Source organism: Streptomyces sp. NPDC029138 (assembly GCF_055564375.1).
Genome location: NZ_JBVHWM010000020.1, coordinates 18,641 through 44,696, shown reverse-complemented (window position 1 = coordinate 44,696; position 26,056 = coordinate 18,641). Strand labels below are relative to the sequence as shown.

Sequence of the window (26,056 nt, the reverse complement as noted above, 5' to 3'; positions counted from 1 at the left end):
CGCAGAAGGGTCACCCATGTCCACCACCGCGCGCACCGCCCGCACCCGCACGTACCTGATGTGCCGCCCCACCCACTTCGACGTCACCTACTCGATCAACCCGTGGATGCGTCCGGAGAAGCCCACCGCGACCGAACTGGCGCTGATCCAGTGGAACGAGCTGTACGGCATCCTCACCGGCCTCGGCCACGACGTGCAGCTGATCGACCCCATCGAGGGCCTGCCCGACATGGTCTTCGCCGCCAACGGCGCCACCGTCATCGACGGCACCGTGCTCTCCGCCAAGTTCCGCTACGAGCAGCGCGCCGCCGAAGGCCCGGCCTACCGCGACTGGCTGGCCGGACGCGGCTACCGGGTCCACGACGCCGCCCACGTCAACGAGGGCGAGGGCGACTACCTGTTCACCGGCACCCGGGTGCTCGCCGGCACCGGTTTCCGCACCGCGCTGCGCTCCCACGCGGAGGCCGAGGAGGTCTTCGGCCGCGAGGTCGTCGGCCTGAACCTGGTCGACCCGCGCTTCTACCACCTGGACACCGCGCTCGCCGTCCTGGACGACGACGAGATCATGTACTACCCGGCCGCCTTCTCCGAGGGCAGCCGCCGGCGGCTGGAGGAGCTGTACCCCGACGCCGTCATCGCCACCGACCACGACGCCGAGGTCTTCGGCCTCAACGCGGTCTCCGACGGCCGGAACGTCGTGATGGCCGCCCAGGCCACCGAACTCGCCGACAAGCTCCGCGACCGCGGGTTCCACCCGATCGGTGTCGAGCTGACCGAGCTGCTCAAGTCCGGCGGCAGCGCGAAGTGCTGCACGCTTGAGCTGCGCGGCGGCTTTGGCCGCGGCTCCGCCGAAGGGTGACCCGGGTGGCCATCGACTACGACGGACGCCGCTTCCGCCCCGTCGGCACGGACGACCAGGAGGCGGCCCGGCAGGCGGTCTACCACCAGCGGGACGACCTGCTGTGGGGGGAGTTCTCCGGCGGTGACGCCCGCCGGGGCACCCTGACCGGCACGGTCGCCGAGGACGGGCGGCTGGACTTCGTCTACGGAGTCGTCCTGACCGACGGCCGGGTCGTCGCCGGCAGCTGCCGCAGCGTCCCCGAGGTCCTCGACGACGGGCGCGTCCGGCTCACCGAGACCTGGCAGCGGTACGGGCAGCACGCCGCGAGCGGCATGTCGTACCTGGAGGAACTCCCGCCCGTCCCAGCCGCCCCCGCGCCCGGCCAGGGCGCCCCGACCGGAGAGAACACACCGTGACCACCGCACTCACCCGACCCGTCGACATCACCGCCGGCACACCCCGCAAGGGCGGCGTCGTCACCTGGGCCTGCGCCCCCGGCTTCCCGCCCGCCGTGATCTTCCCGTTCACCCCCGCCGAGCGGATGGGCACCCGCAACGTCCTGGAGTTCCAGGCCCTGATGTACCGCACGCTCTACTACTTCGGCGCGGACGGCACCCCTGACGTCAACTACGACCTCAGCATCGGCGAGCCGCCGCGGTGGTCGGAGGACGGCCTCACCGTCCACGTGCGGGTCAAGCCGTGGAAGTGGTCCAACGGCGAGACACTGTGCGCCGACAACGTGCTGTTCTGGGTCAACCTCATGGCCGTCAAGGGCGACCGGTACGGCGAGTACGTGCCCGGCTACTTCCCCGACAACCTCACCGACTACGGCAAGTCCGCCGAGGACGAGGTCTACTTCACCTTCGACAAGGTCTACTCCCAGCAGTGGGTGCTCAAGAACCAGCTCAGCACCATCACCCCGCTGCCCAGGGCGTGGGACCGCACCGCCGACGGCCCGGCCGACGCCTCCGGCGGTACGGCCGACGTCGAGGCCGTCTACGACTACCTGATGGCCGAGCAGGGCGACATCTGCGACGAGGGCAACGCACACCGTACCCGGTGGGCGGACAGCCCGATCTGGAGCGTGGTCAGCGGCCCCTGGAAGCTGAAGAGCTACACCCTCGACGGCGTCGTCACCTTCGTCCCGAACGAGCACTACTCCGGGCCCAACAAGCCGTATCTGGACGAGTTCCGGCAGATCCCGACCGTGTCCGACGAGGAGCAGTACGAGCTGCTGCGCGCCGACCCGGACGCCGTCCAGGTCGGCTACCTGCCGCTGAGCTTCGCCTCCGGACGCACCGACGACCCCACCACGGGCGGCCCCAACCCGCTGGCCGACACCTACCAGCTGGTCCCGCAGACCGCGTACTGCATCCGGTACATGTCGCTCAACTTCAACAACCCGACCGTCACCGGCAGGCTGTTCGCCCGGACCTATCTGCGGCAGGCGCTCCAGCTGACCCTGGACCAGGACAGCGCGGTCCGCGACATCTACCAGGGCTACGCCTACCGGCAGGACGGGCCCGTGCCGCGCCACCCGGACACCGGCCTGGAGTCCCCGGCGCTGCGCGGCGGCAACGGACCGCTGCGGTTCGACCCCGCACGGGCCAAGCGGCTGCTGGAGGAGAACGGCTGGGACACCAGCGTCACTCCGGCCGTGTGCGTCCGGCCCGGCACCGGACCCGGTGAGGCCGGCGAGGGCATCCCGGAGGGCCACCGCCTGAGCATCCTCATCCGCTACGTCGAAGGCCGCCCCTCGCTCACCGCGCTGATGCGCCAGTACAAGCAGGACGCGGCCGAGGCCGGCATCGAGCTGCGCCTCGAAGAGGTCTACGGCTCGGTCCTGGTCGCGGAGGACGCGCCGTGCGTGCCCGGACCGGACTCCCCGTGCCTGTGGGAGATCTGCTGCTGGAACGGCGGCTGGGTGTACCACCACCCGAGCGGCGAGATCCTGTTCAAGACCGACGCGGGCGGCAACTTCGGCCACTGGACGGACGAGCGCGCCGACCAGTTGATCGAGCGCTCGGTGACCACGGACGACCCGCGGGCGCTGTACGAGTACCAGGACTACATCGCCGAACAGGTGCCGGTGATCCTCACCCCGAACTTCCCGATCCGGCTCTTCGAGGTCTCGCGGAAGATCGGCGGCTTCGGCCCGGTCAACCCCTTCGGGATGATCGCTCCGGAGAACTGGTACTACAAGGAGGACTGAGCCGCCTCACCGGACGGGGGACGGGACCGGGTACGGCGCCGGTTCCGTCACCCAGCCCGCCGCCAGCACCAGACGGGACTCGCGGTCGGCGGCGAGGAAGGCGAAGGGACGGTCGAAGCTGACCCGGACGACCGTCGTCTCGTACCGGTACTGCGGGACCCCGCCGGCCGGCGCCGGCATGACCGCCGTCACCGCCGCCGCCCGGAAGCCGAGCGCGCCGAACTGGGCCACGGCCGACTGGCGGGCCTCCCCGACGGCCAGTGGATAGGGGCTCACCCCCGGGAAGTGACCGGTCGCGGTGTCCGTCGCCGCGGTGAGGCCGAACAGGGCCGGCAGGGCGAGCAGATCGTGGTCGGCCCGTACCTCGTACGCCACCGTCGTCACGTCCAGGGTCGTCGGCTGCGGCGCGGTCGCCGGCTGCTGCTCCACATGCAGGCCGGGGCCGACATGCCCGTGCGGCAGCGCGCCGCCCCCGGTCAGCGGCAGCCCGCGCTCCACGATCCCCACCCCGGCCGCCAGCACCTGATCCGGCGTCATCCGCTCCTCGCCGAGCACCAGATGGACGTCGACGCCGTTGTCCCCGGGCACCGTGAGCGCGGTGACGAAGCCGTCCGGGGTGCCCGCCACCCCCACCCGGTCCGGGCGCACGCTGCGCCGGTGCAGGCCGCGCAGGGTACGGCCCTGCCAGGGGCCCGAGCCGGGCCGCAGCGGCTGCTCCGTGAAGGGCTGCCGCCACTCGGTGCGCAGGGCGAGGGCGGTGGCCAGCACCATCCGCGCCTCCCGGGTCAGCGTCACCGGCATGCGCTCGACCAGCCCGCCGGTCCGCTCCGCCGCCCAGACGTCCAGCCGCTCCTGCGCGGTGACGAGGTCGTCCCCGAAGACCCCGTGGGTCCCGGCGGGCAGCCCGGCCCGCCACTCCTCCCGCAACGCCAGTCCGTGGTGCGTCCACAGGCCGAGCGCCGCGTCCAGCCCGGCGACCCCCGCCAGCCCCGCCAGCAACTCCCGCGCGGCACCGGCCGCCTGCTCGGCGGGCACGCCCAGGGCACCGGCCAGTTCCGCCCGCGCCGGGCCGGCCGCGCCGTCGGCCAGGAAGGCCAGCAGGGGCCACACGCCCGGCGCCGAGAACACCGTGCCCTCACCGTTCAGGGCCTGTGCCCACCGAGCCGTCAGCCCGTTCACACGCCGGACCGTCTCCTCGGCCACCGTGCTCGTCTCCACCCGCATTCCGCCCCCGTTCCGGTCCCGCTTACCATGCGGCCAGTCGTACGTCAGTCCAGCCGCCGGCCGGCCGCCGGTCCCCTGTGCTGCCGCCGCCCGATCCAGGAGCACGGTACCGGTGTCCCTCCCCCCGCCTCCCGGCCCCCACCAGCCGCAAGAGCCGTTCCAGCCACCCCGGTCACAGCCGGGGGAGCCGTACGGGCCGTCGCCGTACCCCGAACAGCCGGGCGGCCCTCCGGGGTTGCCCGCCTACCGGTCGTGGCCGCAGGGCTACAGCCCCTACAACCGCCCCGCGCCGGTCAACGGCCTCGCCATCGCCTCCCTGGTGCTCGGGGTGCTGTGCTTCGTGCCCGGGGTGGGGCTGGTGCTCGGGCTGGTCGGGCTGCGCCAGATCCGCCGGCGCGGCGAGCGCGGCACGGGGCTGGCCGTCGGCGGCGCCGTGCTGTCCGGGGTCGGGCTCGCGCTGTGGGCGCTGCTGCTCGCCACGGGCGGCGCCTCGCACGTGTGGCAGGGGTTCAAGGACGGCGCACGCGGTGGCGCGGCCCTCTCGCTGGCCGAGGGCGAGTGCTTCGATGCGCCGGGCGGTGCGCTGAGCGGCGACACGTACGACGTGGACAAGGTCTCCTGCGCCGGCGCGCACGACGGCGAGGTGTTCGCGACCGTCACGCTGCCGGGCGGCTCCTATCCCGGGGACGACGCGGTCGCCGACACCGCCGACGAACGCTGCTGGAGCCTCCAGGACAGCTACGCGATGGACGGCTGGGCGGTGCCGCGGGACGTCGACGTGTACTACCTGACGCCGACCGAGGACAGCTGGGCCGCCGGGGACCGCGAGATCACCTGCGTGTTCGGCAACACCACCGAGGGCAAGGACCTGACCGGGTCGCTGCGCAACGACGAGACCGTCCTCGACGCCGACCAGGTCGCCTATCTGAAGGCCGCTCACGTCCTCAACGCGGCCCTGGACACCGCTCCTGACGAGGAGTACGTGGAGGACGACCTGCCGGGGCACAAGGCCTGGGCGGGCCGGGTGTCGGCCGCGCTGGGCGAACAGGCCCGGATGCTGCGCGCCCACGACTGGCCCGCCGGCGCCCGAAGGACCCTGGCCGCGCTCGCCGCCGATCTGGACAGGGCGCGCGCGGAGTGGGCGAAGGCCGCGAAGGCCGGGGACGCGGACGCCTTCTACGAGCACTACGACACCGGTTTCGACCTCATCGACCCGTCCCGGGGGGTCGCCGCGCGGGAGGCCCTGGGGCTCACCACCACCGTGCCGACGGGCGACGCCGCATCCGATTCGAGCATCCAGGTGTGAGAGCGCGCCTATACGGGGCAGAAAGCGCCTGGGTAAAGCCCTCCCCGGCCCCTTGTCATCACATCGAGTGATTCTCTGGCCTTTGCTTGCACGGCTCAACCCACGGTTGCCACGCTGTTGCTGTCTGTACAGCCTGATGGGAGCGGCCAGTGACTTTCGGTGAGCAGCCGGCGTACCTGCGTGTCGCGGGTGATCTCCGCAAGAAGATCGTCGACGGTTCACTGCCGCCCCACACCCGTCTTCCCTCCCAGGCCCGCATCCGCGAGGAGTACGGCGTCTCGGACACGGTCGCGCTGGAGGCCCGCAAGGTGCTGATGGCCGAGGGGCTGGTCGAGGGCCGCTCCGGCTCGGGGACGTACGTGCGCGAGCGGCCCGTGCCCCGGCGGGTCGCCCGCTCCGGATACCGCCCGGCCGGCGGCGCCACCCCGTTCCGGCAGGAGCAGGCCGACGCCTCCGTGCGCGGCACCTGGGAGTCCAGCAGCGAGCAGACCGAGGCCGGCGCGGCCATCGCCGAGCGGCTCGCGATCCAGGCCGGCGACCGGGTCATGCGTACCAAGTACCTGTTCCGGGAGGGCGGCGAGCCGATGATGCTCTCCACCTCCTGGGAACCCCTCGCCGTCACCGGCCGCACCCCGGTGATGCTCCCCGAGGAGGGTCCGCTCGGCGGGATGGGCGTGGTCGAGCGCATGCGGGCCATCGACGTCATCGTGGACAACGTCACCGAGGAGGTCGGCGCCCGCCCCGGCCTCGCCGAGGAACTGCATCTGCTCGGCGGTGTGCCCGGGCATGTGGTCCTGGTCGTCCAGCGCACCTACTTCGCCTCCGGCCGTCCGGTCGAGACCGCCGACGTGGTCATCCCGGCCGACCGCTACCGGGTCGCCTACCACCTGCCCGTCAAGTGACCGCCCCCGCCCGGGCCGTCCTCACCGTCTGCCGCGCGCCCCTCGGCGTGAGGTAGCGCACACCCTGACGCTCCGCCCGGGCGGTCACCGGCGCCGTCCCGCCCCCGCCCGTGCCGCGACAGCCGCAGCAATCCGGCCGTTCTCGCAGGTGGCCCGGGGTGCCTTTGGCATGCCCCCGACCCGGGACAGCAGCGTTGTCGACGGCGCATTCGGTCCCGTGCGCCCCCGGCGTTCTGGCTCGATGCGTACCTCTTTGTGAAAAGCCGTATTCGCAGCGTGAAGGTTGGGCGTACGCTCGGGCATATGCGGATTGCGGTTTCCTTAGACGGGGCCCGGCGGGGGCCCGGGCCCGGGGGAGGGCGGGGCGGTGCGAGAAGGAACGCGGGCGGTGGGGGCCATGAGTGAGGGCACGGTGTCCCTGCCCTGGATCGTCATACGGCAGGACGACAACGGCAATCGCTACCGCGTCGGCCGGTACGCGACCCGCGCGGAGGCGCAGAAGATCGCCGACAGCCTCGACGACCGGGGGCACAAGCAGCTCTACTGGGTCGAGCGCATCGGTCAGAACGGGGACGGCACGCAGAACTGACCGGTCGGGGGCTCCCGTAGGCTCCGCTGCATGACGCGTACGACCCCCGAGGCGGAACGGATCGTGGTGGGAGCCGCCCTGCTCGACGGCGGCCGGCTGCTGGCCGCGCGCCGCAGTGCGCCCGCCGACCTGGCCGGGCGCTGGGAGCTGCCCGGCGGCAAGGTCGAGGCGGGGGAGCGGCCCGAGGATGCGCTGGTGCGTGAACTGCGCGAGGAACTGGGTGTCGACGCCGAGCCGGTCGACCGCGTGCCCGGGCAGTGGCCGCTGCGCACGCCGTACGTCCTTCAGGTGTGGACCGCCCGCCTGCGCCCCGGCTCACCCCTGCCCCGCCCCCTCCAGGACCACGACGAGCTGCGCTGGCTGACGCCGGCCGAGCTGTGGGACGTACCGTGGCTGGACCAGGACGTCCCGGCGGTCCGGGAGGTGTCCGCCCGATGGGGCGCCGGTAACGGCGCGACCAGCCACAACGGACCCGCGGCCGCAGGGCGACCGCACCACCCGGGCGCTTAGGTGCATGGCCCCCAAGCGGAGCGCGCCCGTTCGTGCCACCGTGCGCCCTCTCGCGCGGTACTGCCACCCGGATATCGGGTATGGGCCCATTAACCCCATGAAATCGGACATGGGTGGGCTCGCTGGCCTGGGAAGTGATCGGCGTGATCGACACCGATGGCGACTGCGCCGAGTGGTCCTTTCCCGCGGAACCGGGCGTCGTGCGCGCCGCCCGGGCCGCGGTCCGCTCCCAGCTGCACGGCTGGCATCTGGACTGCGTCGCCGACCTCGCCGCGCTGCTGGTCAGCGAGCTGGTCACCAACTCGCTGCGGCATGCCACCGGCCCCATCGGCGTACGGCTCGTGCGCCCCGCCGGACTCGACGGCACGCTGCGCGTGGAGGTCTCCGACCCGCTCCCCGACCCGCCGCGCGAACGCGTCGCCCACCCCGAGGACGAGAGCGGACGCGGCCTCCAGCTGGTCGCCGGCTCCTCGCGCAGCTGGGGCACCCGGCCCGGCGCGAGCGGAAAGACCGTCTGGTTCGAACTGGCGGTGCCCGGGTGACGGCACAGCACGCGCAGGGGCACGGGGGTGTACAGCCGACGGCGTGCCGTCCATCGTTCGCGCCGGGGGCGCACGTGGTCCCGCGGTGCGTGATTCGGCGGTGTGTTCCCTGGTTAGAAGAGTGGAAGTGTTGTCACGGACCGGTCCGAAAAGCACCTGGACCGAGCTGTGATCGTGAACACCGTGTCGTGCGGCGCCGTAGTGCTGGATACTGCGGGCAGCCGCCCCCGGTGACCGGTGCCGGACGCGGTGAGCTGGAGGGGACGGTTCGCGTGAGCGAGATACCAGCGAAGGCCACGGAGTCCGAGGACCCGTCGGACGGCGCGAGGAGGCAGGCCGCGGAGGCTGACGCGGCACCCGGTGACGCCATGTGGCAGAGCAGTCCGCCCGGTTCCATCTACGACTACATCAAGGTCGCGTCCTTCTCCATCAGTCCCGGCGGGCTGGTCGACCAGTGGAGCCTGCGCGCCGAGCAGCTGTTCGGCATCCCCGCCGCACGCGCCGTCGGCATGGACCCCATAGAGGCCTTCATCGATCCCGACCTGCGCGAGCGCGGCCAGCGGAAGATGGCCGAAATCCTCGACGGGCGCGAGTGGACCGGAGTGGTGCCGTTCCGGATGCCGGACCGGCCCGACGGCACGCGCGGCGAGGAGGGCCTGGCCGAGGTGTACGTCATGCCGACGCGCACCGCCGAGGGCGACAAGGCCGCCGTGTGCATCGTCGTGGACGTCCGCACGCTGCGCAGCATCGAGACCGACCTCGCCGCCTCGCAGGCGATTTTCGGTCAATCCCCTTTCGGTTTCCTGCTGATCGACACGGACCTGCGGGTGCGCCGCGCCAACAATCGGTTCGCCTCCATCTTCGGCGGCACCCCGGACGACCACCGGGGCAAGGGAGTTCACGACTATCTGCCGCGCGGCGAGGCCGAGCGGGTCTCGGCCACCCTGCGGCGGGTGCTGGAGAGCGGCGAGTCCATCACCGACATGCACGTCACCGGCTTCGTCCCGGGCTCCGAGGAGCGCCGGCACTGGTCGGTCAACCTCTACCGCGTGCACAGCGGCAGCGGCCGGCCCATCGGCATCGCCTGGCTCGGAACCGACATCACCTCCCGCCGCGCCGCCGCCCGCGAGGCCGCCGCCGCCCGGCGCAACCTCGCCCTGCTCAACGAGGCCGGCGCCCGCATAGGGAACTCCCTCGACCTGGAGACCACGGCCCGCGAACTCCTCGACGTCGTCGTCCCCGGCTTCTGCGACCTCGCCACCGTCGACCTCTACCAGGGCCTGCTGGCCGGCGACGAGACCCCGCCCGGCCTCGCCGACGGCAGCGCCGAACTGCGCCGCGTCGCCTTCGCCAGCGCCGTCTCCGGCGCCCCCTTCGCCAGCTCGGGCAAACCCGTCGAGGTGGGCGCGGTCCACCACTTCCCGTTCACCTCGCCCTGCGCGGACGCCCTGCGCACCGCACGCCCACAGCGCGTGCCCGCCGAGGAGGGCGGCCTCGTGCAGTCCACGCTGGCGGTGCCGATGGTCGCCCACGACACGGTCGTGGGGCTCGCGCAGTTCGCCCGGACGAAGGGCAGCGAGCCGTTCGGCGACCGCGACCGGGACCTCGCGGTCGAACTGGCCGCACGGGCCGCCGTCTGCATCGACAACGCGCGGCTGTACCGCCGGGAACACGAACGGGCGTTGATACTGCAACGCTCCCTGCTCCCGCCCGGCGACCCCGAGGCGTCCGGCCTGGACATCGCCTGCCGCTATCTGCCCGGCAACGCGGCGACGGAGGTGGGCGGCGACTGGTTCGACGTCATCGAACTCCCCGGCCACCGCACGGCGTTGGTGGTCGGTGACGTCATGGGCCGGGGCCTCAGGGCGGCGGTGGCCATGGGCGAACTCCGCACCGCCGTACGCACGCTGGCCCTGCTGGACCTGGAACCGGCGGAAGTTCTCTCGGCGTTGGACGAGATCGCGCGGGGGCTCGGCACGCCCGGGGGCGTCCAGCAGGCCACCCGTACGGCCCGTCAGCCCCGGGACGCGGACCTCTCCGAGGTGTACCTCGCGACCTGCGTGTACGCCGTGTACGACTCCGTCACCAGACGCTGTACGTTCGCCAACGCCGGCCATCTGCCGCCGGTGCTGGTCGAGCCCGGTGAGGCGGCGCTGATGCTCGACGTGCCGCCCGGCATGCCGCTGGGCGTGGGCGGCGAGCCGTTCGAGGAGGTCGAGGTCGAACTCCCCGAGGGGGCGCTGCTCGCGCTCTACACGGACGGCCTGGTCGAATCCCGCGACCACCCGCTGGACGAGGGGCTCCAGGCCTTCGTCGGCGCGCTCACCGACCCCTCCCAGCCCCTGGAGGACGTCTGCGACCACGTCCTCAACACCCTCGACACCCATCACGGCGAGGACGACATCGCCCTGCTGATGGCCCGGGTGCAGGGGCTGCCCGCCGAGTCCGTCGGCGACTGGACGCTGCCGCGCGAGCCGCGCAGTGTGGGCCGGGCCCGGGAGTACGCCCGCGGGCAGTTGTTGTCCTGGGACCTGGAGCCGCTGGTCGACACGACGGAACTGCTGGTCAGCGAGCTGGTGACGAACGCGCTGCGGTACGGCGAGGGGGACATCCGGCTACGGCTGCTGCTGGACCGCACGCTGGTCTGCGAGGTCTGGGACTCCGGGCTCGTCCAGCCCCGGCGCCGACGGGCCCGGGACACCGACGAGGGCGGACGCGGGCTCCAGCTGGTCGGGCTGCTCAGCGCGGCCTGGGGCTCCCGGCGCACACCCCGCGGCAAGACGGTGTGGTTCGAGTTGCCGTTGCCCGGCGGAGAGGGCGGCCTCACAGACCCGGCAGAGGCGCTGCTGAGCCTGTTCTGACCCCGGCCCACCCACCCGACTCGCTCGGCTGAGAGGTGGACCCAGCGGTGCGTCTGCCGGTGTCGGCTGGTGGGATGGCGGCCCCTACGTGTGCAGCCGGGAGCGGGTCTCGGGGCCGCCGAAGGTGGGTGGGGGGCCGCCGTCCGGGTCCTCTCCGAGGAGGATGCCGGCCGGCACCGCACCGGCGACGTCGGCCGCGTTCCCCTCGGTGCCGTAGGCCCGGACATCCCGGTCGGCCAGCCTCCGCGCCTCACCGGCCACCACGTCGGCCCGCCCCGCGTGGCCCGCGCCCAGCTCCCGTACCGCCTCCGCCAGGCGGGCCCGGGCCTCAGCGCCCACCACCCCCCGGTGCACCCCGACGCACTCCTCCGCCCCGGCTACCGAACTCCGCGCCACGAGCAGCGCCGCGGTGTCCAGCACCCCCGACCACGCCCCCGTCAGCCGCTCGACGCCCCGGGTGATCCGGCGCAGCGCGTCCAACGGGTCGTACGGCCCACCGGTCAGCTCCTCCCGGACCCCCGCCAGCACCCCGTCGACATGGGCCGGCCGGGCCTCCGGCTCCCCCGTCGGGTCCCCTTCGACGTGGGCCGGCCGGGCGGGCGGCTCATCCGAGGTCGGCGAGGCCTGCCCGGTCCCATGTCGGACCGCCGCCGGCCGGGCAGGTGGGTCACCCGGTGTCTGCGCGGTGCGCCGGGCCGCCGCCCACTCCGCCTCCGCGCCGGTCAGCGCGGCCGGCACCAGCCCGGCCGCTTCCCGCAGCTGCGCCGCGAGCCGCTCCACCCCGCCCACCAGCACCCCCGCCTGCGCCACAGCGCCCTCACCCGCGCGCACCTGCCACGCGGCCCGCCGTGTCTCGCCCACGTCGGCGGCCTGCCGGGCCTCGTTCAGCCGTGCGCCGGCGAACACCAGCCGGTCCTTGGCCTGTTCGACGTACCCGGTGACCGACCGGGTGGCCGAGGGCGCGTACCGCTCCTGGAGAACCGCCAGCGTCTTCTGCGCGGCCGTCGCCCGTGCCGCCAGCTCCCGGAACCGCTCCTCCGCCACCTCCAGCGCCGCGCGCAACCCCTCCTCGTCCGTCGTGAGCCCCCGCAACCGGTCCAGCGCCTCAGCCTCCGCGTCCAGCCGCCGCCCGGCCTCCGCGCAGCGGCCGATCACCCCGACCAGCGCCTGACGCCGGGCACTCGCCTCCTCCGGGACGCCCTCCTCGTACCGCCGCCAGATCGCGAACGCCGCCGCAAGCTCGGTCTCGGCGGCCCGCAGCGCGTGGGTGAACGGCTCGGTCCGCTCCACCCCGAACCGGTCCCGGACGAAGGACAGTTCCTCCCGTGCGGCCCGGACGCAGTCGTCGGCCAGCCGCAGCGCCGCCCGGGCCTGGCGTTCGGAGTCGGCCGGGGTGGGCACGGGCGGATGCGTCGAGACGATCCCCGGGGTCGTCCGGGTCCGGGCCCGGCGGGTGCGCCGCAGATAGCCGTATCCGGCCAGGGCCACGGCCGCGACCCCGGCGACGAGCGGCAGCACGAGGTCGGCGGGCGACGTCCCGTCCTGCTGCGGGGCGGCCGCGCTCGCCACCGCGCCGACGGGGGCCACGGGAACCGGATCATGGGCATCGGCCGTCATCACCGACAACACCAGCCACCCGGCTCCCACGAGGGCGCCCAGCACGGCATGCGCCACCCGCACCCGTATGTGCGCGGTGGCCCGCCGGGGCCGGCCCCGGATCAGGGAGGACGTCACATTTCGGAGCGTATGGGCAGGTAGGCGGCTCCGCGAGCGGGATGGATACGGGTGGGGGACCAGACGGACAGGGGGGCGGAATGGACGAGAACCGGACGGACGACAGCCGGACCGACGACCACCGGCCGGACGACGGGGCGAACAAAGACCGGACCGAAGAAGACCGGACCGAAGAAGACCGGGGGGACGAAGGGCGGGAACAGGAACGCGGCGCGGAGCACATACCCGAGGAGCTGAACCCCGCCGAGCAGGACCGCCCCGAACAGAACCCCGCCGAGCAGCAACCCCCTCACCCAGGCGACCCCGCAACCCAGCCGACCCCCCGCCTCCGCCCGCGCCTCCGCCCCCGCCGCCTCCTCCGGATCGTCGCGGCCCTCCTCGCCCTCCTCCTGCTCCCCCTCCTCACCGCCGAGACCGCCCTCCGGCTCAACTACACCGGCGATCCGGCCCCCGGCACCCGGACCCGGAACCAGGACGCCCTCTGGCTGGGGCATGCCTGGGTGGACGGACGGAAGAGCGACCGGGACGTCGGGGCCCTCGCCCGCCGCCTCCGGGGCACCGGTATCCGCGATCTGTACGTCCACGCGGGGCCTCTCGAACACGACGGGACCCTCCCGGCGTCGGCGTACCCGAAGGCCCGCCGGCTGATCGCGGCCGTCCACCGGGAACTCCCCGGCGTCCGCGTCCAGGCCTGGCTCGGCGACAAGCTGGCCAGTGAGAGCCCGGACGGCCTGCGGCTGGAGCGCGCCGCCACCCGGTCCGCGATCGTCACCTCGGCCCGGCAGATCCTCGCCGCCGGCTTCGAGGGCACCCACTTCGACCTGGAACCGCTCCACTCCGGCGACCGCGACTACCTGTCCCTCCTCGACGACCTGCGCGACCTCACCCACGCCCGGGGTGCCGTCCTCTCCGTCGCCGCCCACCAGATCGACCCGCTGCCCGCCTTCCACTCCCTCGCGGGCGCGACCACCGGCCACCCCAAGTGGTGGTCGCAGGCGTACTTCGGGCAGGTGGCCCGCCGTGTGGACCAGATCGCCGTCATGTCGTACGACACCATGCAGCCGCTGGAGAGCCTGTACGGCGGCTATGTGGCCCAGCAGACCAGCCTCGCCCTGGAGGTCACCCCCGAGAGCACCGACCTGCTGATGGGTCTGCCCTTCTACCACGAGAACCGGTTCGGCCACTGGGCGCACGCCGAGACCGTCCCGGCCGCCGTACGCGGGGTCCGCCTGGGTCTGAGCCGCACGGACGCCGACCGCGCCCGCTTCGGCGTCGCCCTCTACGTGGACTTCGCGGCCACCGAGGCGGACTGGCGTGCGTACCGGGAGGACTGGGTGGCTATGCCCCCGACCGCCTCCTGATCTTGGAGCCCAGCCAGACCAGCGGCTCGTACTTGCGGTCCACCGCGCGTTCCTTCAGCGGGATCAGGGCATTGTCGGTGATCTTGATGCCCTCGGGGCAGACCTCCGTGCAGCACTTGGTGATGTTGCAGTAGCCGAGGCCGTGGTCGTCCTGGGCGCTGCTTCCGCGGTCCAGGCCGGTCTCGGCCGCCGCGTCCAGCGGGTGCATGTCGAGTTCGGCGACGCGCATCAGATAGCGCGGGCCGGCGAACGCCTGCTTGTTCTCCTCGTGGTCGCGCACCACATGGCAGGTGTTCTGGCACAGGAAGCACTCGATGCACTTGCGGAACTCCTGCGGGCGGTCCACGTCCTCCTGGAACATGCGGTACTCGCCGGGGCCCAGACCGGGCGGCGGCACGAAGGCCGGGACCTCGCGTGCCTTCTGGTAGTTGAAGCCGACGTCCGTCACCAGGTCCCGGATCACCGGGAAGGCGCGCAGCGGGGTGATCGTGATCGTCTCCGCGCGGTCGAAGACCGACATGCGGGTCATGCACAGCAGCCGGGGTCGGCCGTTGATCTCCGCCGAGCACGAACCGCACTTGCCCGCCTTGCAGTTCCAGCGCACGGCGAGGTCGGGCGCCTGGGTGGCCTGGAGGCGGTGGACGATGTCCAGGACCACCTCGCCGTCGTTCACCTCGACCGTGAAGTCCTTCAGGCCGCCGCCCTGTTCGTCGCCCCGCCACACCTGGAAGCGGGCTTCGTAGCTGCTCACTCGTACAGCTCCTCTTCGGCGAGGTACTTGACCAGCTCCTCCTTCTCGAAGAGGGCGAGCAGGTCCGGGCGGATGGGGTCGGTGGTCTCGCGGGTGAGGCGGATCTGGCCCCGGGCGGGGTCGGTCGCCGCGAGGCCGCCGGCGGGGTCGGCGAGGCTGCACAGCAGGTTCACGTTGCGCCAGGCGCGGTCCATCCGGGGATGGTCCTCGCGGGTGTGCCCGCCGCGCGACTCGGTGCGCTCCAGCGCGGCTCGGGCCACGCACTCGCTGACCAGCAGCATGTTCCTGAGGTCCAGGGCGAGGTGCCAGCCGGGGTTGAACTGGCGGTGGCCCTCGACGCCGGCCCGCCGGGCCCGGACCCGCAGCTCGGCCAGCTTGCGCAGGGCCTGTTCCATCTCGCCCTCGCGGCGGATGATGCCGACGAGGTCGTTCATCGCCTGCTGGAGTTCCTGGTGCAGGGTGTACGGGTTCTCCGGCGGGCCCGCCTCGCCCTCCGCCTCGGCGGAGAACGGCCGCAGCGCCTCCGCCGAGGCCGCGTCGACCTGGGCGTCGTCCACGGTCGGGCGCTGGTACGCCAGCCCCTGCGCGTACTCCGCCGCGTGCCGGCCCGCCCGCCGCCCGAACACCAGCAGGTCGGAGAGGGAGTTGCCGCCGAGCCGGTTGGAGCCGTGCATACCGCCGGCCACCTCACCGGCCGCGTACAGCCCCGGCACCCCGCGGGCCGCCGCCGTGTCGGAGTCGACCGCGATGCCGCCCATCACGTAGTGGCAGGTCGGCCCGACCTCCATCGCCTCCGCCGTGATGTCGACGTCCGCCAGCTCCTTGAACTGGTGGTACATCGACGGCAGCCGGCGCCGGATCACCTCGGCGGGCATTCGGGTCGACACGTCCAGGAAGACCCCGCCGTGCGGGGAACCCCGGCCCGCCTTCACCTCGGCGTTGATCGCGCGGGCCACCTCGTCGCGGGGGAGGAGTTCGGGCGGCCGGCGGTTGTTGTCGGGGTCCTCGTACCACCGGTCGGCCTCCTCCTCCGACTCGGCGTACTTCTCCTTGAAGACGTCCGGGATGTAGTCGAACATGAACCGCTTGCCGTCGGAGTTCCGGAGCACCCCGCCGTCCCCGCGCACCGACTCGGTGACGAGGATGCCCTTCACCGACGGGGGCCAGACCATGCCGGTCGGGTGGAACTGCACGAACTCCATGTTGAGCAGCGGAGCACCGGCCAGGAGCGCCAGCGCGTGTCCGTCGCCCGTGTACTCCCACGAGTTGGACGTGACCTTGAAGGACTTGCCGATGCCGCCGGTCGCGAGGACCACGGCCGGGGCCTGGAGGACGAAGAAGCGGCCGGTCTCACGGTCGTAGGCGAAGACGCCGCTCACGCGCGAACCCGCGGCGGAGCCGCCGTCGGGCACGGTCTTGAGGACGCGCGTGACCGTGCACTCCTGGAAGACCTTCAGCCGGGACTCGTAGTCCCCCGTCTCCTTGAAGTCCTCCTGCTGGAGCGCCACGATCTTCTGCTGGAGCGTGCGGATCAGTTCCAGGCCGGTGCGGTCGCCCACATGGGCCAGGCGCGGATACTCGTGCCCGCCGAAGTTCCGCTGCGAGATGCGGCCGTCCTTCGTACGGTCGAACAGCGCGCCCCAGGTCTCCAGCTCCCACACCCGCTCCGGGGCCTCCTGCGCGTGCAGCTCGGCCATCCGCCACTGGTTGAGGAACTTGCCGCCGCGCATGGTGTCGCGGAAGTGGACCTGCCAGGTGTCGTGCTCGTTGGCGTTGGCCATCGCCGCCGCGATGCCGCCCTCGGCCATCACCGTGTGCGCCTTGCCGAACAGCGACTTGCAGATCACCGCCGTACGGGCGCCCCGCTCGCGCGCCTCGATCGCCGCGCGGAGGCCCGCGCCCCCGGCGCCGACCACGACGACGTCCCACTCCTGCCGGTCGACCACGGACATCAGTCAGTCCCTCACTGGATCTCTAGAAGAAGCGCGGATCGTCGAAGACCCCGGACGCGACCAGGTAGACGTAGAAGTCGGCGAGCGCCACGCTCAGCAGCGAGGCCCAGGCCAGCTGCATGTGGCGGGCGTTGAGCCTGCCGACGAACTGCCATGCCCGGTAGCGCACGGGGTGCCGGGAGAAGTGCTTGAGCTTGCCGCCGACGATGTGCCGGCAGGAGTGGCAGGAGAGGGTGTACGCCCAGATCAGCACGATGTTGGCGAGGAAGACCAGGGTGCCGAGGCCCATGTGCCCCCACCGGTAGTGCTCGTCCCGGAAGGCCAGCACGGTGTCGTACGTCAGCACGCCGGCCACCAGCAGGGCGGCGTAGAAGAAGTACCGGTGGATGTTCTGGAGGACCAGCGGGAAGCGGGTCTCGCCGGTGTACGTCCGGTGCGGCTCGGCCACCGCGCAGGCGGGCGGGGACGCCCAGAAGGCCCGGTAGTACGCCTTGCGGTAGTAGTAGCAGGTCAGCCGGAAGCCGAGCGGGAAGATCAGGATGATGATCGCGGGCGAGATGCCCCACCAGCCCCCGAAGAGGTCGGCGTTGGGCCCGGCGCGCATGGTCCGGCAGTTCTCCGCCAGGCACGGCGAGTAGAACGGCGAGACGTACGGCGCCGCGTAGTAGTCGGCGTTGGCGAAGGCCCGCCAGGTCGAGTAGACGACGAAGGCCAGCAGACCGGCCGCGGTGGCGGCGGGCGCCAGCCACCAGCGGTCGGTCCGCAGGTGCGGGGCGGCGATCGCGGCACGCGTACGGGCGCGTACGCCGCCGCTGTTCTGTTGGGGTTCCGTACCAGTAGCCAAGGGGGACTCCGGTCGGTTCGGGGGGTGTGTCAGGGGGCGCGGCGGTCGCGGGCGCCCAGGCCCTCGTCGTCCGAGTCCGTCCACAGGCTGATGTCGTAGGGCGCGTCGGAGATGGTGACGAGGTCGGGTCGGCGCGGCGTGGCCGGGTCGGCGGCGGCCTCCCGCAGCAGTGCCACGCTCTCACGCAGATGGTCGGCGTCCAGGCGGACCCGGCGTATCTCCAGACCGCTGCCGAGCTGGTGTTCCAGGCGGCTCACCGACCGGTTGAGGTCGTCGAGGCAGCGCTGGACGGCGTTGATGTCGTCGTGCACGGACATGACTTGCCCTCGCTTCCGCGGGTCCGGCGGTCATGGGCGGCAACGTTCATGCGCCTTGGAGTGTTGCGCCTCACGCCCGCCGGTGTGAAGGGATGTGCAGCGATTGGCCGGGGCGTACGGATGCATCGCCCGGTGTGTTGCGCCGCACGGGTGGGCTTGGCGGCCGTCGTCGCCGTGTCGCCCGCTGTGGCCGGATCCTTTCCTCTTCAGTGGCCGCATAGATCTGATCAGCTCCATATACCGCCAAACGTGATCAGCTCCATATACCGACAAATGCGAGCATAAGGCCCGTGGGTCCTCGGAGGTAGCAGAGATGTCCTACGACGTTCGTCAGCGTCCGCGACCCGCAGGGGCGCGAGGAACTGCGCGACCAGCCACGAAGCACCCGCAGACGGCCGACGGCAGATCCCGGCACCTGCGCCGGAGCCTTGTCTTCCTCACCGTCGGCGCCCTCGCCGTCCCCCTCCTCGCCGGCTGCGGCGAGGACGACGAGGCCGGCACCCCCCTCGCACCGCAGGACATCGCTCTCGCCGCCCGCGAGAAGGTCGTCGACGGCGGCACCCTGAAGTGGGCCGTGGACGCCGTACCGGAGACCCTGAACACCTTCCAGGCCGACGCCGACGCCGGCACCAGCCGGGTCGCCCAGGCCGTACTGCCGTCCATGTTCCGGCTGGACGCCACCGGCCGGGCGGTGCCCAACCCGGCCTACCTGGAGTCGGCCAAGGTCATCGAGACCGAGCCGCGCCAGGTCGTGCTGTACAAGCTGAACCAGCAGGCCGTCTGGACCGACGGCCGGGAGATCGGCGCCGCCGACTTCGTCGCCCAGTGGCGCGCCCTGTCCGGCAGGAACAGCGCCTACTGGACCGCCCGCAACGCGGGCTACGACCGCATCGCCAAGATCGAGCGCGGCGCCAACGACCTCCAGGTCCGGGTCACCTTCTCCCGCCCCTACGCCGACTGGAAGTCGCTGTTCTCCCCGCTGTACCCGAAGGACGTCATGGGCACCCCGGACGCCTTCAACGACGGCGCCCGGCGCAAGCTGAAGGTCACCGCCGGACCCTTCAAGGTCAAGAAGGTCGACACCGCGAAGAAGGACGTCGTCCTCACCCGCAACCCGCGCTGGTGGGGAAAGCCCGCCAAGCTGAACGAGATCGTGCTGCACGCCGTGTCGCGCGACAAGCGGGCCGCCGCGCTCGCCGACGGCAGCGTGGACCTCGCCGAGATCGACTCCGCCGACGCCCAGCGCATCGCTCTCGCCCACCGCGAGAAGGGCACCGGCACCCCGCTCCAGGGCGCCGGGGGCAAGACCTCCGTTAAGAAGCTGCGCGACTGGGCGCTCGCGCACGGCTTCGACTCCGACCAGGTGCACGCCGGCAGGACGAAGCTGCACAAGGCCGTCACCCGGTACCTGGAGCAGCAGCAGGCGCTGCGGGACGTCGAGGTCCGCAAGTCCCTGGAGCCCGCCTACACCCAGCTCGCCCTCAACGGCTCCACCGGTCCCCTCGCCGACGAACGGGTCCGCCGGGCCCTCGCCCGCGCCCTGGACCGCGTGGAGCTGGCCCGGCTGGTGCTCACCCCACTGGGGCTGCCCGCCGTGCCGGTCGGCAGCCACCTCGCCCTGTCCGGGCAGGCCGCCTACGCCGACGGCAGCGGCGCGATCGGCGGCCAGGACGCCAAGGAGGCACAGGCGCTGCTCGCCGACGCCGGCTGGGTACGCGGCGGCCCGCTCAAGGAGCCGAAGAAGCCCGAGAAGGCGGCCGGCCCCCAGCGCCCCTCCGAGGACGTGTCGAACGGCGGCAAGGAGGGCGAGTACGTCGTCGGGGAGGAGGACGACGAAAAGGGCCACGACGACGGGGCCGGCGGCGGGAGCCACGGCGGCACGGACGGCGACGACAAGGGCAAACACCACGAGACCGCCGGCGACCAGCACGAGCACCCCGACCAGCACCTCGCGCGGGAGGGCAAGCACGGCGGCGCGCCGGGCGCGTACGCCCCCCAGGGCACGGCCGCCCCGGCCGCCGCGCCCGCCGGACCGCTCGCCAAGGACGGCAAGCCGCTCGCGCTGCGTTTCGTCCTGCCTTCCGGCTCCGGCTCGGACACCCTGAACTCGGTCGCCGAGCGGATCTCCGCGATGCTGGAGCAGGTCGGCATTCGCACGACGATCACCAAGGTCTCGGACGAGACCTACTTCAAGGACCACATCGCCGCCGGCGACTACGACCTCGCCCTGTACTCCTGGCCGTCCTCCGCCTTCCCGGCGACCGACGCCCGGCCCATCTACGCCAAGCCGGTCGCGGCGGCGGACGGCTCGGTGAACGTCGAGCAGAACTACACGCGGGTCGGCACGGACCAGGTCGACCAGCTCTTCGACCAGGCCCAGGCCACGCTGGACGAGGACGAGGCCCGCTCCCTGATCCGCAGGGCCGACGCCCGCATCTGGGCCGCCGCCGGCTCGATCCCCCTCTACCAGCGGCCTCAGCTGGTGGGGGCGCGGAAGAACGTGGTCAACGCGGGGGCGTTCGGGTTCCAGACGCCGATCTTCGAGGACATGGGTTTCCTGAAGAAGGGAGCGAAGGTTTCACCGAGCCCGAGCAAGAAGTAGCCGCCGGGTGCGTCGGAAACGGGCCTGAACTGCGCCGACGTATCCCGAGGAGCCCCAGCGGCAGCGGCCACGTACCATGGGGTGAGGCCGTGGCGTGTCCAGCCCGGCAGGGCCCGCGCGACACGGACGTACGCGCAGGGCAGTCCGCACACTCCGGGAGTACGCCACAATATGACTGCGTTTTCTACGCGTCACGACATCCGCAACGTCGCCATCGTCGCCCACGTCGACCACGGCAAGACCACCATCGTCGACGCGATGCTGAAGCAGGCCGGTGCCTTCGCCGCCCACCAGCTCGAGGGCGTCGACGACCGCATGATGGACTCGAACGACCTGGAGCGTGAGAAGGGCATCACGATCCTCGCCAAGAACACGGCGGTCAAGTACCACCCGAAGGACGGCGGGGAGCCCATCACCATCAACATCATCGACACCCCCGGCCACGCCGACTTCGGCGGCGAGGTCGAGCGCGGTCTGTCGATGGTCGACGGCGTCGTCCTGCTCGTGGACGCCTCCGAGGGCCCGCTGCCGCAGACCCGCTTCGTGCTCCGCAAGGCGCTCCAGGCCCGGCTGCCCGTCATCCTCTGCATCAACAAGACGGACCGCCCGGACGCCCGCATCGACGAGGTGGTCAACGAGACCTACGACCTCTTCCTCGACCTGGACGCGGACGAGGAGCAGATCGAGTTCCCGATCGTCTACGCCTGCGGCCGTGACGGCATCGCCTCGCTGACCAAGCCGGACAACGGCACGGTCCCGGCGGACTCCACCAGCCTGGAGCCGTTCTTCTCCACCATCCTGGAGCACATCCCGGCCCCGACCTACGACGAGGCCGCCCCGCTCCAGGCGCACGTCACCAACCTGGACGCCGACAACTTCCTCGGCCGTATCGCGCTGCTCCGGGTCGAGCAGGGCGAGCTGCGCAAGGGCCAGACGGTCGCGTGGATCAAGCGGGACGGCTCCGTCAGCAACGTCCGCATCTCCGAGCTGATGATGACGGAGGCGCTCACCCGCAAGCCGGCCGAGAAGGCGGGCCCGGGTGACATCTGCGCGGTCGCCGGTATCCCGGACATCATGATCGGTGAGACGCTGGCCGACCCGGAGAACCCGGTCGCGCTGCCGCTGATCAAGGTCGACGAGCCGGCGATCTCCATGGTGATCGGCACCAACACCTCCCCGCTGGTCGGCCGTGGCGCCACCGGCAAGGGCGCCGACAAGAAGGCGGCCGTCAAGGACCGCAAGGTCACCGCCCGCCAGGTCAAGGACCGCCTGGACCGCGAGCTGATCGGTAACGTCAGCCTCCGGGTCCTGGAGACCGAGCGCCCGGACGCCTGGGAGGTGCAGGGCCGTGGTGAGCTGGCGCTCGCCATCCTGGTCGAGACCATGCGCCGGGAGGGCTACGAACTGACCGTCGGCAAGCCGCAGGTCGTCACCAAGGAGGTCGACGGCAAGACGTACGAGCCGATGGAGCGCATGACGATCGACGTGCCCGAGGAGCACATGGGTGCCGTCACCCAGCTGATGGGCGTGCGCAAGGGCCGTATGGACAACATGTCCAACCACGGCTCCGGCTGGGTCCGCATGGAGTGGGTCGTCCCCTCCCGTGGCCTGATCGGTTTCCGTACCGAGTTCCTGACGCAGACGCGTGGCACGGGCATCGCCCACTCCATCCACGAGGGCTTCGAGCCGTGGGCCGGCCCGCTCCAGACCCGGAACAACGGCTCCCTGGTCGCCGACCGCTCCGGTGCCGTCACCGCGTTCGCGATGACGAATCTTCAGGAGCGCGGCGTGCTCTTCGTGGAGCCGGGCACCGAGGTGTACGAGGGCATGATCGTCGGCGAGAACTCGCGCTCCGACGACATGGACGTCAACATCACCAAGGAGAAGAAGCTCACCAACATGCGGTCCTCGACGGCCGATGTGACCGAGTCGATCGTGCCGCCGCGCAAGCTGTCGCTGGAGCAGTCGCTGGAGTTCTGCCGCGACGACGAGTGCGTCGAGGTGACCCCGGAGGCCGTTCGCATCCGCAAGGTCGTGCTCGACCAGCGGGAGCGGGCCCGCGCCGCGAGCCGCGCCAAGCACAGCTGATTCTCGGACACCTGAGCCCGGGTTCCCCCCATGGTGGGTGAACCCGGGCTTTTTGCAACCCATTTTCGGGAGCCCCATGTCCGACATGCGGAGATCGCTGCCCGATAGCCATGTAACAAGTCCGTTTCGCGCCTTCTTCCGTCGAACAGTTTGTCCAGATTTTGGAAGAAGTAGGCATGAGCTGTGACTGAATTGAGATCTACGGGCAGTGGTCGGTGCTCGACCCATGGCAGATAGTTAGCCGCGTAGCGCTCGGGTCAATGGGTCTCGCGCTGTGGGGACAGCGCCGACTCACGAGCACCACAGGGTTTCTGGCCCTCCGTCAGGGGTGTCGGAGGGAAGACGGAAACCCTCACCAGTTGGTGAACACGTGAAGTCATGAGGAGGGAACCCCGGTAACTACGCGCGTCCGACTGCGGTCACGCGCGTTCTCGGAGTACGCGGACACCTCTCACGCTTATACCTGTGAAACGGACGAACCGTGACAAGTCCTATCGACATAGAGGGCGGCGGGGCTTCGATCGTCGTCGACGGCACACCAGGGCCGGAGACGAAGAGCGAACCCGTCAAGCTCGCGGGCCGGTCCCCCGGCCAGCTCATGTGGCTGCGCTTCAAGCGCGACCGCACGGGCGTCATCTGCGCCGTGGTGGTGATCGGCTACTTCGTCGTCGCCCTGCTCGCACCGCTGCTGGTGAAGCTGTCGGGCACCGATCCGTACACGTTGTACGGCCAGGACCCCACCTACGCCGACAAGCCCGTCCTCGACGAATTCGGGCTTCCGCTCGGTTACTTGGGGGGCGTCTCCGGCGACCACTGGTTCGGCGTCGAACCGCAGTACGGCCGCGACCTCTACGCCATGCTGCTGTACGGCATGCGCACCTCGCTGTACATGGCGCTCGGCATCACCGTCCTCGTCATGGTCACCGGTGTCGTCATCGGCCTGATCGGCGGGTACTTCGGCGGTCGCACGGACTACTGGATCGGCCGCGGCACGGACTTCTTCCTCTCCTTCCCGCAACAGCTGTTCTTCATCGCCTTCATGCCCGTCGTGACGTCGTTCTTCGTGGATCCCCGCGAGGAGACGCCGACCTACTTCCGCGCCCTTGCCATGCTCATCGTGCTGTGGCTGCTGGGCTGGATGGGCATGGCCCGACTGGTCCGGTCGACCGTACTGTCCCTGCGCGAGCGGGAGTTCGTGGAGGCGGCCAAGGTCTCGGGCGCCTCGCCGTGGCGGATCGTGCGCAAGGAGATCCTGCCCAACGTCGTCACCCCGATCCTGGTGCAGTTCACGTACCAACTGCCCAGCACCATCCTCAGCATCGCCTTCCTGTCCTTCGCGGGCGTCGGGTTCGTCGAGCCGACGCCCGACTGGGGACGCCTGTTCGCCGCCGGCGCCCGATACGCCGAGCAGGACCCGGCGTTCATGTTCTTCCCCGGGGTGGCGCTGGTGATCTTCGTCCTGTGCTTCAACCTCCTCGGGGACTCCGTACGGGACGCGTTCGACCCCAAGTCCGGGCGGTAGGTCGTCCGTTGGGTGGGGGTGGCTGCCGCCCCCGCCGGCCAGCACCCGGCCGGCGCCCGGCAGATCTCACGGATAACAACCGACAGGTAGGTGGATTCGCCACATGATGTCTCATCGCGCCCGCGGAGCGCGTGCCGTAGTGATCGCCATCGCGGCCGGCTCCCTGGCTCTCACGGGCTGCTCCAAGAACGAGGGCGGCAAGTCCGGCAAGGACTCCAAGAAGGACCAGAAGGAAGCGGCGGTCCAGTCGAAGGCGGTCACCTACGTCGACGCCGCGGGTTCGACCGGACCCGCGAAGGACGTGCCCGGCGCCAAGCCCGGCGGCACGATCACGGTGTACCAGGAGGCGGGCCTGTCCCACCTGGACCCGGGCCAGATCTACGTCTCCGACGCCGGCCAGGTCGCCAACCTGCTCTTCCGCCGCCTGACCCAGTTCCAGGAGGACGACAAGGGCAACGTGTCCGTCGCCGGTGACCTCGCCACCGACTCCGGCAAGTCCTCCGACGGCGGCAAGACCTGGACCTTCACGCTGAAGGACGGCATCAAGGACGAGAACGGCAACCCGATCACCTCGGCCGACGTCCGGCACAGCGTCGAGCGCCTGTACGCCAAGTTCATCTTCGACGGCCCGACCTACCTCCAGACCTGGCTGAGCGGCGCCGACTACCGCAAGGCCCTGCCGGGCGGCGGCTTCGACGGCAAGCACCTGCCGGCCTCGGTGCTGGACACCCCGGACGACAAGACGGTGGTCTTCCACTTCGACCAGCCGCGCCCGGACCTGCCGCAGACGCTCGCCATGGCCGGCTACGCCGTCGTCCCGGCGAAGGGCGACACCAAGGAGAGGTACGAGAAGAAGCCGGTTTCCACCGGCCCGTACAAGATCGCCGAGAACAAGGCCGGCAAGACCCTGAAGCTGGTCAAGAACACCAACTGGGACCCGAAGACCGACTCCGTGCGCCACCAGTACGTCGACGGCTTCACCATCCAGTTCGGCGTCACCGAGTCCACCCAGACCAAGCGCCTGATCGCCGACGAGGGCGACAACAAGAACGCCATCCAGCTCACCAACGGCGTCGAGGCCACGCAGATCCAGGACGTCATCAACAACCCGGAGGCCAGCAAGCGCACGGTCAAGGGCTACCAGCCCTACGTGATGACCCTGACCTTCAACCTCGACCGGGTCAAGGACAAGAAGGTCCGCGAGGCCGCCACCTACGCGGTCAACTCAAAGTCCCTCATCGCCGGTGAGGGCGGCGCCTACGGCGGTGACGTCGCGCCGAACTACTTCGCGCCGACGCTGCCCGGCTACGAGCCGAGCTACGACCCCTACGGCCGCCTGAAGACCCCGCAGGGCAACATCGCCAAGGCCAAGGAGATCCTCAAGAGCGTCCCGGCCGCCGAGAAGAAGATCGTCTTCGCCTACGCCAACAGCGAGGCCGGCCAGAAGCGCAAGGTCGCCATCGAGGACGCCCTGACCAAGGTCGGGTTCGACGTCGTCGCCAAGGAGGTCGACGCGGCGAGCTACTACGAGCAGATCGGCAAGCTCAAGAACCCGTACGACGCCTACATCACCGGCTGGGGCCAGGACTGGCCGTCCCCCGGCACGGTCGTCACCCCGATCTACGACGGCTCGCAGGTCTTCGACGGCTCCTCGAACTACTCGCACGTCAAGGACCCGAAGGTCGACGCCCTCATCAAGAAGGCGCTGACGCAGAACCCGACCGAGGCCGCCAAGACCTGGAAGGAAGCGCACCACTACCTGCTGGAGAACGTCATCCCGGCGGCTCCGCTGTGGTACACGAAGCAGTTCCAGATCTCCGGCTCCAACGTGGGCGGTGCCCGCTACGGCTCGGTGTCCAGCCTCATCGACATCACCCGGCTGTACCTGAAGTCGTGAC

At 71.4% G+C, this 26,056-nt stretch carries 20 protein-coding genes; 14 read left to right on the top strand and 6 right to left on the bottom strand.

Annotation, left to right across the window (positions count from 1 at the left end):
• The first annotated feature begins 16 nt into the window (after positions 1–16).
• Genes ddaH through ACZ4WH_RS18300 form a run of 3 tightly spaced genes read left to right on the top strand, consistent with a single transcriptional unit; the run spans position 17 to position 3,053 of the window.
• Positions 17–859, top strand: a complete 843-nt coding sequence (gene ddaH / locus ACZ4WH_RS18310) for a dimethylargininase (RefSeq protein ID WP_468181546.1) — start codon at positions 17–19, stop codon at positions 857–859.
• Between the two features lie 5 nt (positions 860–864).
• A complete protein-coding gene (locus tag ACZ4WH_RS18305; protein WP_468181544.1) occupies positions 865–1,257 on the top strand; it encodes an avidin-fold protein in 393 nt (130 codons plus the stop codon).
• Positions 1,254–3,053 (top strand): ABC transporter substrate-binding protein, encoded by a 1,800-nt coding sequence (locus ACZ4WH_RS18300; protein WP_468181542.1) that lies wholly within the window; start codon positions 1,254–1,256, stop codon positions 3,051–3,053. Before ACZ4WH_RS18305 ends, ACZ4WH_RS18300 begins: the two co-directional genes overlap by 4 nt.
• A gap of 6 nt (positions 3,054–3,059) precedes the next feature.
• On the opposite strand, the gene ACZ4WH_RS18295 is transcribed toward ACZ4WH_RS18300, so the two are convergent.
• The gene (locus ACZ4WH_RS18295; RefSeq protein WP_468181540.1) at positions 3,060–4,277 is read right to left on the bottom strand and encodes a serpin family protein; all 1,218 of its coding nucleotides are present in this window, start codon (positions 4,275–4,277) and stop codon (positions 3,060–3,062) included.
• Between the two features lie 235 nt (positions 4,278–4,512).
• Between ACZ4WH_RS18295 and ACZ4WH_RS18290 the strand changes: the two genes are divergently transcribed.
• From ACZ4WH_RS18290 to ACZ4WH_RS18265, 6 genes are all read left to right on the top strand, one after another.
• Positions 4,513–5,583: a DUF4190 domain-containing protein gene (locus ACZ4WH_RS18290; protein WP_468181538.1), complete on the top strand. Its 1,071-nt coding sequence runs from the start codon at positions 4,513–4,515 to the stop codon at positions 5,581–5,583.
• 149 nt (positions 5,584–5,732) lie between these two features.
• Positions 5,733–6,485, top strand: a complete 753-nt coding sequence (locus tag ACZ4WH_RS18285; protein WP_468181536.1) for a GntR family transcriptional regulator — start codon at positions 5,733–5,735, stop codon at positions 6,483–6,485.
• Between the two features lie 397 nt (positions 6,486–6,882).
• Entirely contained in the window at positions 6,883–7,074 is a 192-nt protein-coding gene (locus tag ACZ4WH_RS18280; RefSeq protein WP_030649874.1) for an SPOR domain-containing protein, read from the top strand.
• Positions 7,075–7,104: 30 nt separating this feature from the next.
• Positions 7,105–7,584, top strand: coding sequence for a (deoxy)nucleoside triphosphate pyrophosphohydrolase (locus ACZ4WH_RS18275; RefSeq protein ID WP_468181534.1), 480 nt, complete (start codon positions 7,105–7,107; stop codon positions 7,582–7,584).
• A gap of 113 nt (positions 7,585–7,697) precedes the next feature.
• On the top strand, positions 7,698–8,126 hold the full coding sequence (locus ACZ4WH_RS18270) for an ATP-binding protein (protein WP_468181532.1): 429 nt from the start codon (positions 7,698–7,700) through the stop codon (positions 8,124–8,126).
• A gap of 272 nt (positions 8,127–8,398) precedes the next feature.
• Entirely contained in the window at positions 8,399–10,987 is a 2,589-nt protein-coding gene (locus ACZ4WH_RS18265; RefSeq protein ID WP_468181530.1) for a SpoIIE family protein phosphatase, read from the top strand.
• A gap of 84 nt (positions 10,988–11,071) precedes the next feature.
• Here ACZ4WH_RS18265 and ACZ4WH_RS18260 read toward each other — a convergent pair whose 3' ends face one another.
• Positions 11,072–12,721 carry a hypothetical protein gene (locus tag ACZ4WH_RS18260; protein WP_468181528.1) on the bottom strand — a complete coding sequence of 550 codons (1,650 nt, stop codon included), beginning with the start codon at positions 12,719–12,721 and terminating at the stop codon, positions 11,072–11,074.
• A gap of 80 nt (positions 12,722–12,801) precedes the next feature.
• Between ACZ4WH_RS18260 and ACZ4WH_RS18255 the strand changes: the two genes are divergently transcribed.
• A complete protein-coding gene (locus tag ACZ4WH_RS18255) occupies positions 12,802–14,082 on the top strand; it encodes a hypothetical protein (protein WP_468181526.1) in 1,281 nt (426 codons plus the stop codon).
• On the opposite strand, the gene ACZ4WH_RS18250 is transcribed toward ACZ4WH_RS18255, so the two are convergent.
• Genes ACZ4WH_RS18250 through ACZ4WH_RS18235 form a run of 4 tightly spaced genes read right to left on the bottom strand, consistent with a single transcriptional unit; the run spans position 14,060 to position 17,946 of the window.
• A complete protein-coding gene (locus ACZ4WH_RS18250; protein ID WP_468181524.1) occupies positions 14,060–14,833 on the bottom strand; it encodes a succinate dehydrogenase/fumarate reductase iron-sulfur subunit in 774 nt (257 codons plus the stop codon). The genes ACZ4WH_RS18255 and ACZ4WH_RS18250 overlap by 23 nt on opposite strands.
• A complete protein-coding gene (locus ACZ4WH_RS18245; protein WP_468181522.1) occupies positions 14,830–16,785 on the bottom strand; it encodes a fumarate reductase/succinate dehydrogenase flavoprotein subunit in 1,956 nt (651 codons plus the stop codon). The genes ACZ4WH_RS18250 and ACZ4WH_RS18245 overlap by 4 nt, the downstream gene beginning before the upstream one ends.
• Positions 16,786–16,807: 22 nt before the next feature.
• Positions 16,808–17,629 carry a hypothetical protein gene (locus tag ACZ4WH_RS18240; protein ID WP_468181521.1) on the bottom strand — a complete coding sequence of 274 codons (822 nt, stop codon included), beginning with the start codon at positions 17,627–17,629 and terminating at the stop codon, positions 16,808–16,810.
• Between the two features lie 29 nt (positions 17,630–17,658).
• Positions 17,659–17,946, bottom strand: a complete 288-nt coding sequence (locus ACZ4WH_RS18235) for a hypothetical protein (RefSeq protein WP_468181519.1) — start codon at positions 17,944–17,946, stop codon at positions 17,659–17,661.
• Between the two features lie 313 nt (positions 17,947–18,259).
• Here ACZ4WH_RS18235 and ACZ4WH_RS18230 point away from each other — a divergent pair, with 313 nt between their 5' ends.
• The 4 genes from ACZ4WH_RS18230 to ACZ4WH_RS18215 all read left to right on the top strand — a co-directional run bounded on the left by ACZ4WH_RS18230 (position 18,260) and on the right by ACZ4WH_RS18215 (position 26,055).
• Entirely contained in the window at positions 18,260–20,548 is a 2,289-nt protein-coding gene (locus tag ACZ4WH_RS18230) for an ABC transporter family substrate-binding protein (protein WP_468181517.1), read from the top strand.
• A gap of 171 nt (positions 20,549–20,719) precedes the next feature.
• Positions 20,720–22,636: a translational GTPase TypA gene (typA, locus tag ACZ4WH_RS18225; protein WP_468181515.1), complete on the top strand. Its 1,917-nt coding sequence runs from the start codon at positions 20,720–20,722 to the stop codon at positions 22,634–22,636.
• 481 nt (positions 22,637–23,117) lie between these two features.
• On the top strand, positions 23,118–24,158 hold the full coding sequence (locus ACZ4WH_RS18220) for an ABC transporter permease (RefSeq protein WP_468181514.1): 1,041 nt from the start codon (positions 23,118–23,120) through the stop codon (positions 24,156–24,158).
• Positions 24,159–24,261: 103 nt separating this feature from the next.
• Positions 24,262–26,055 carry an ABC transporter substrate-binding protein gene (locus ACZ4WH_RS18215; RefSeq protein WP_468181512.1) on the top strand — a complete coding sequence of 598 codons (1,794 nt, stop codon included), beginning with the start codon at positions 24,262–24,264 and terminating at the stop codon, positions 26,053–26,055.
• Position 26,056: the final 1 nt, after the last annotated feature.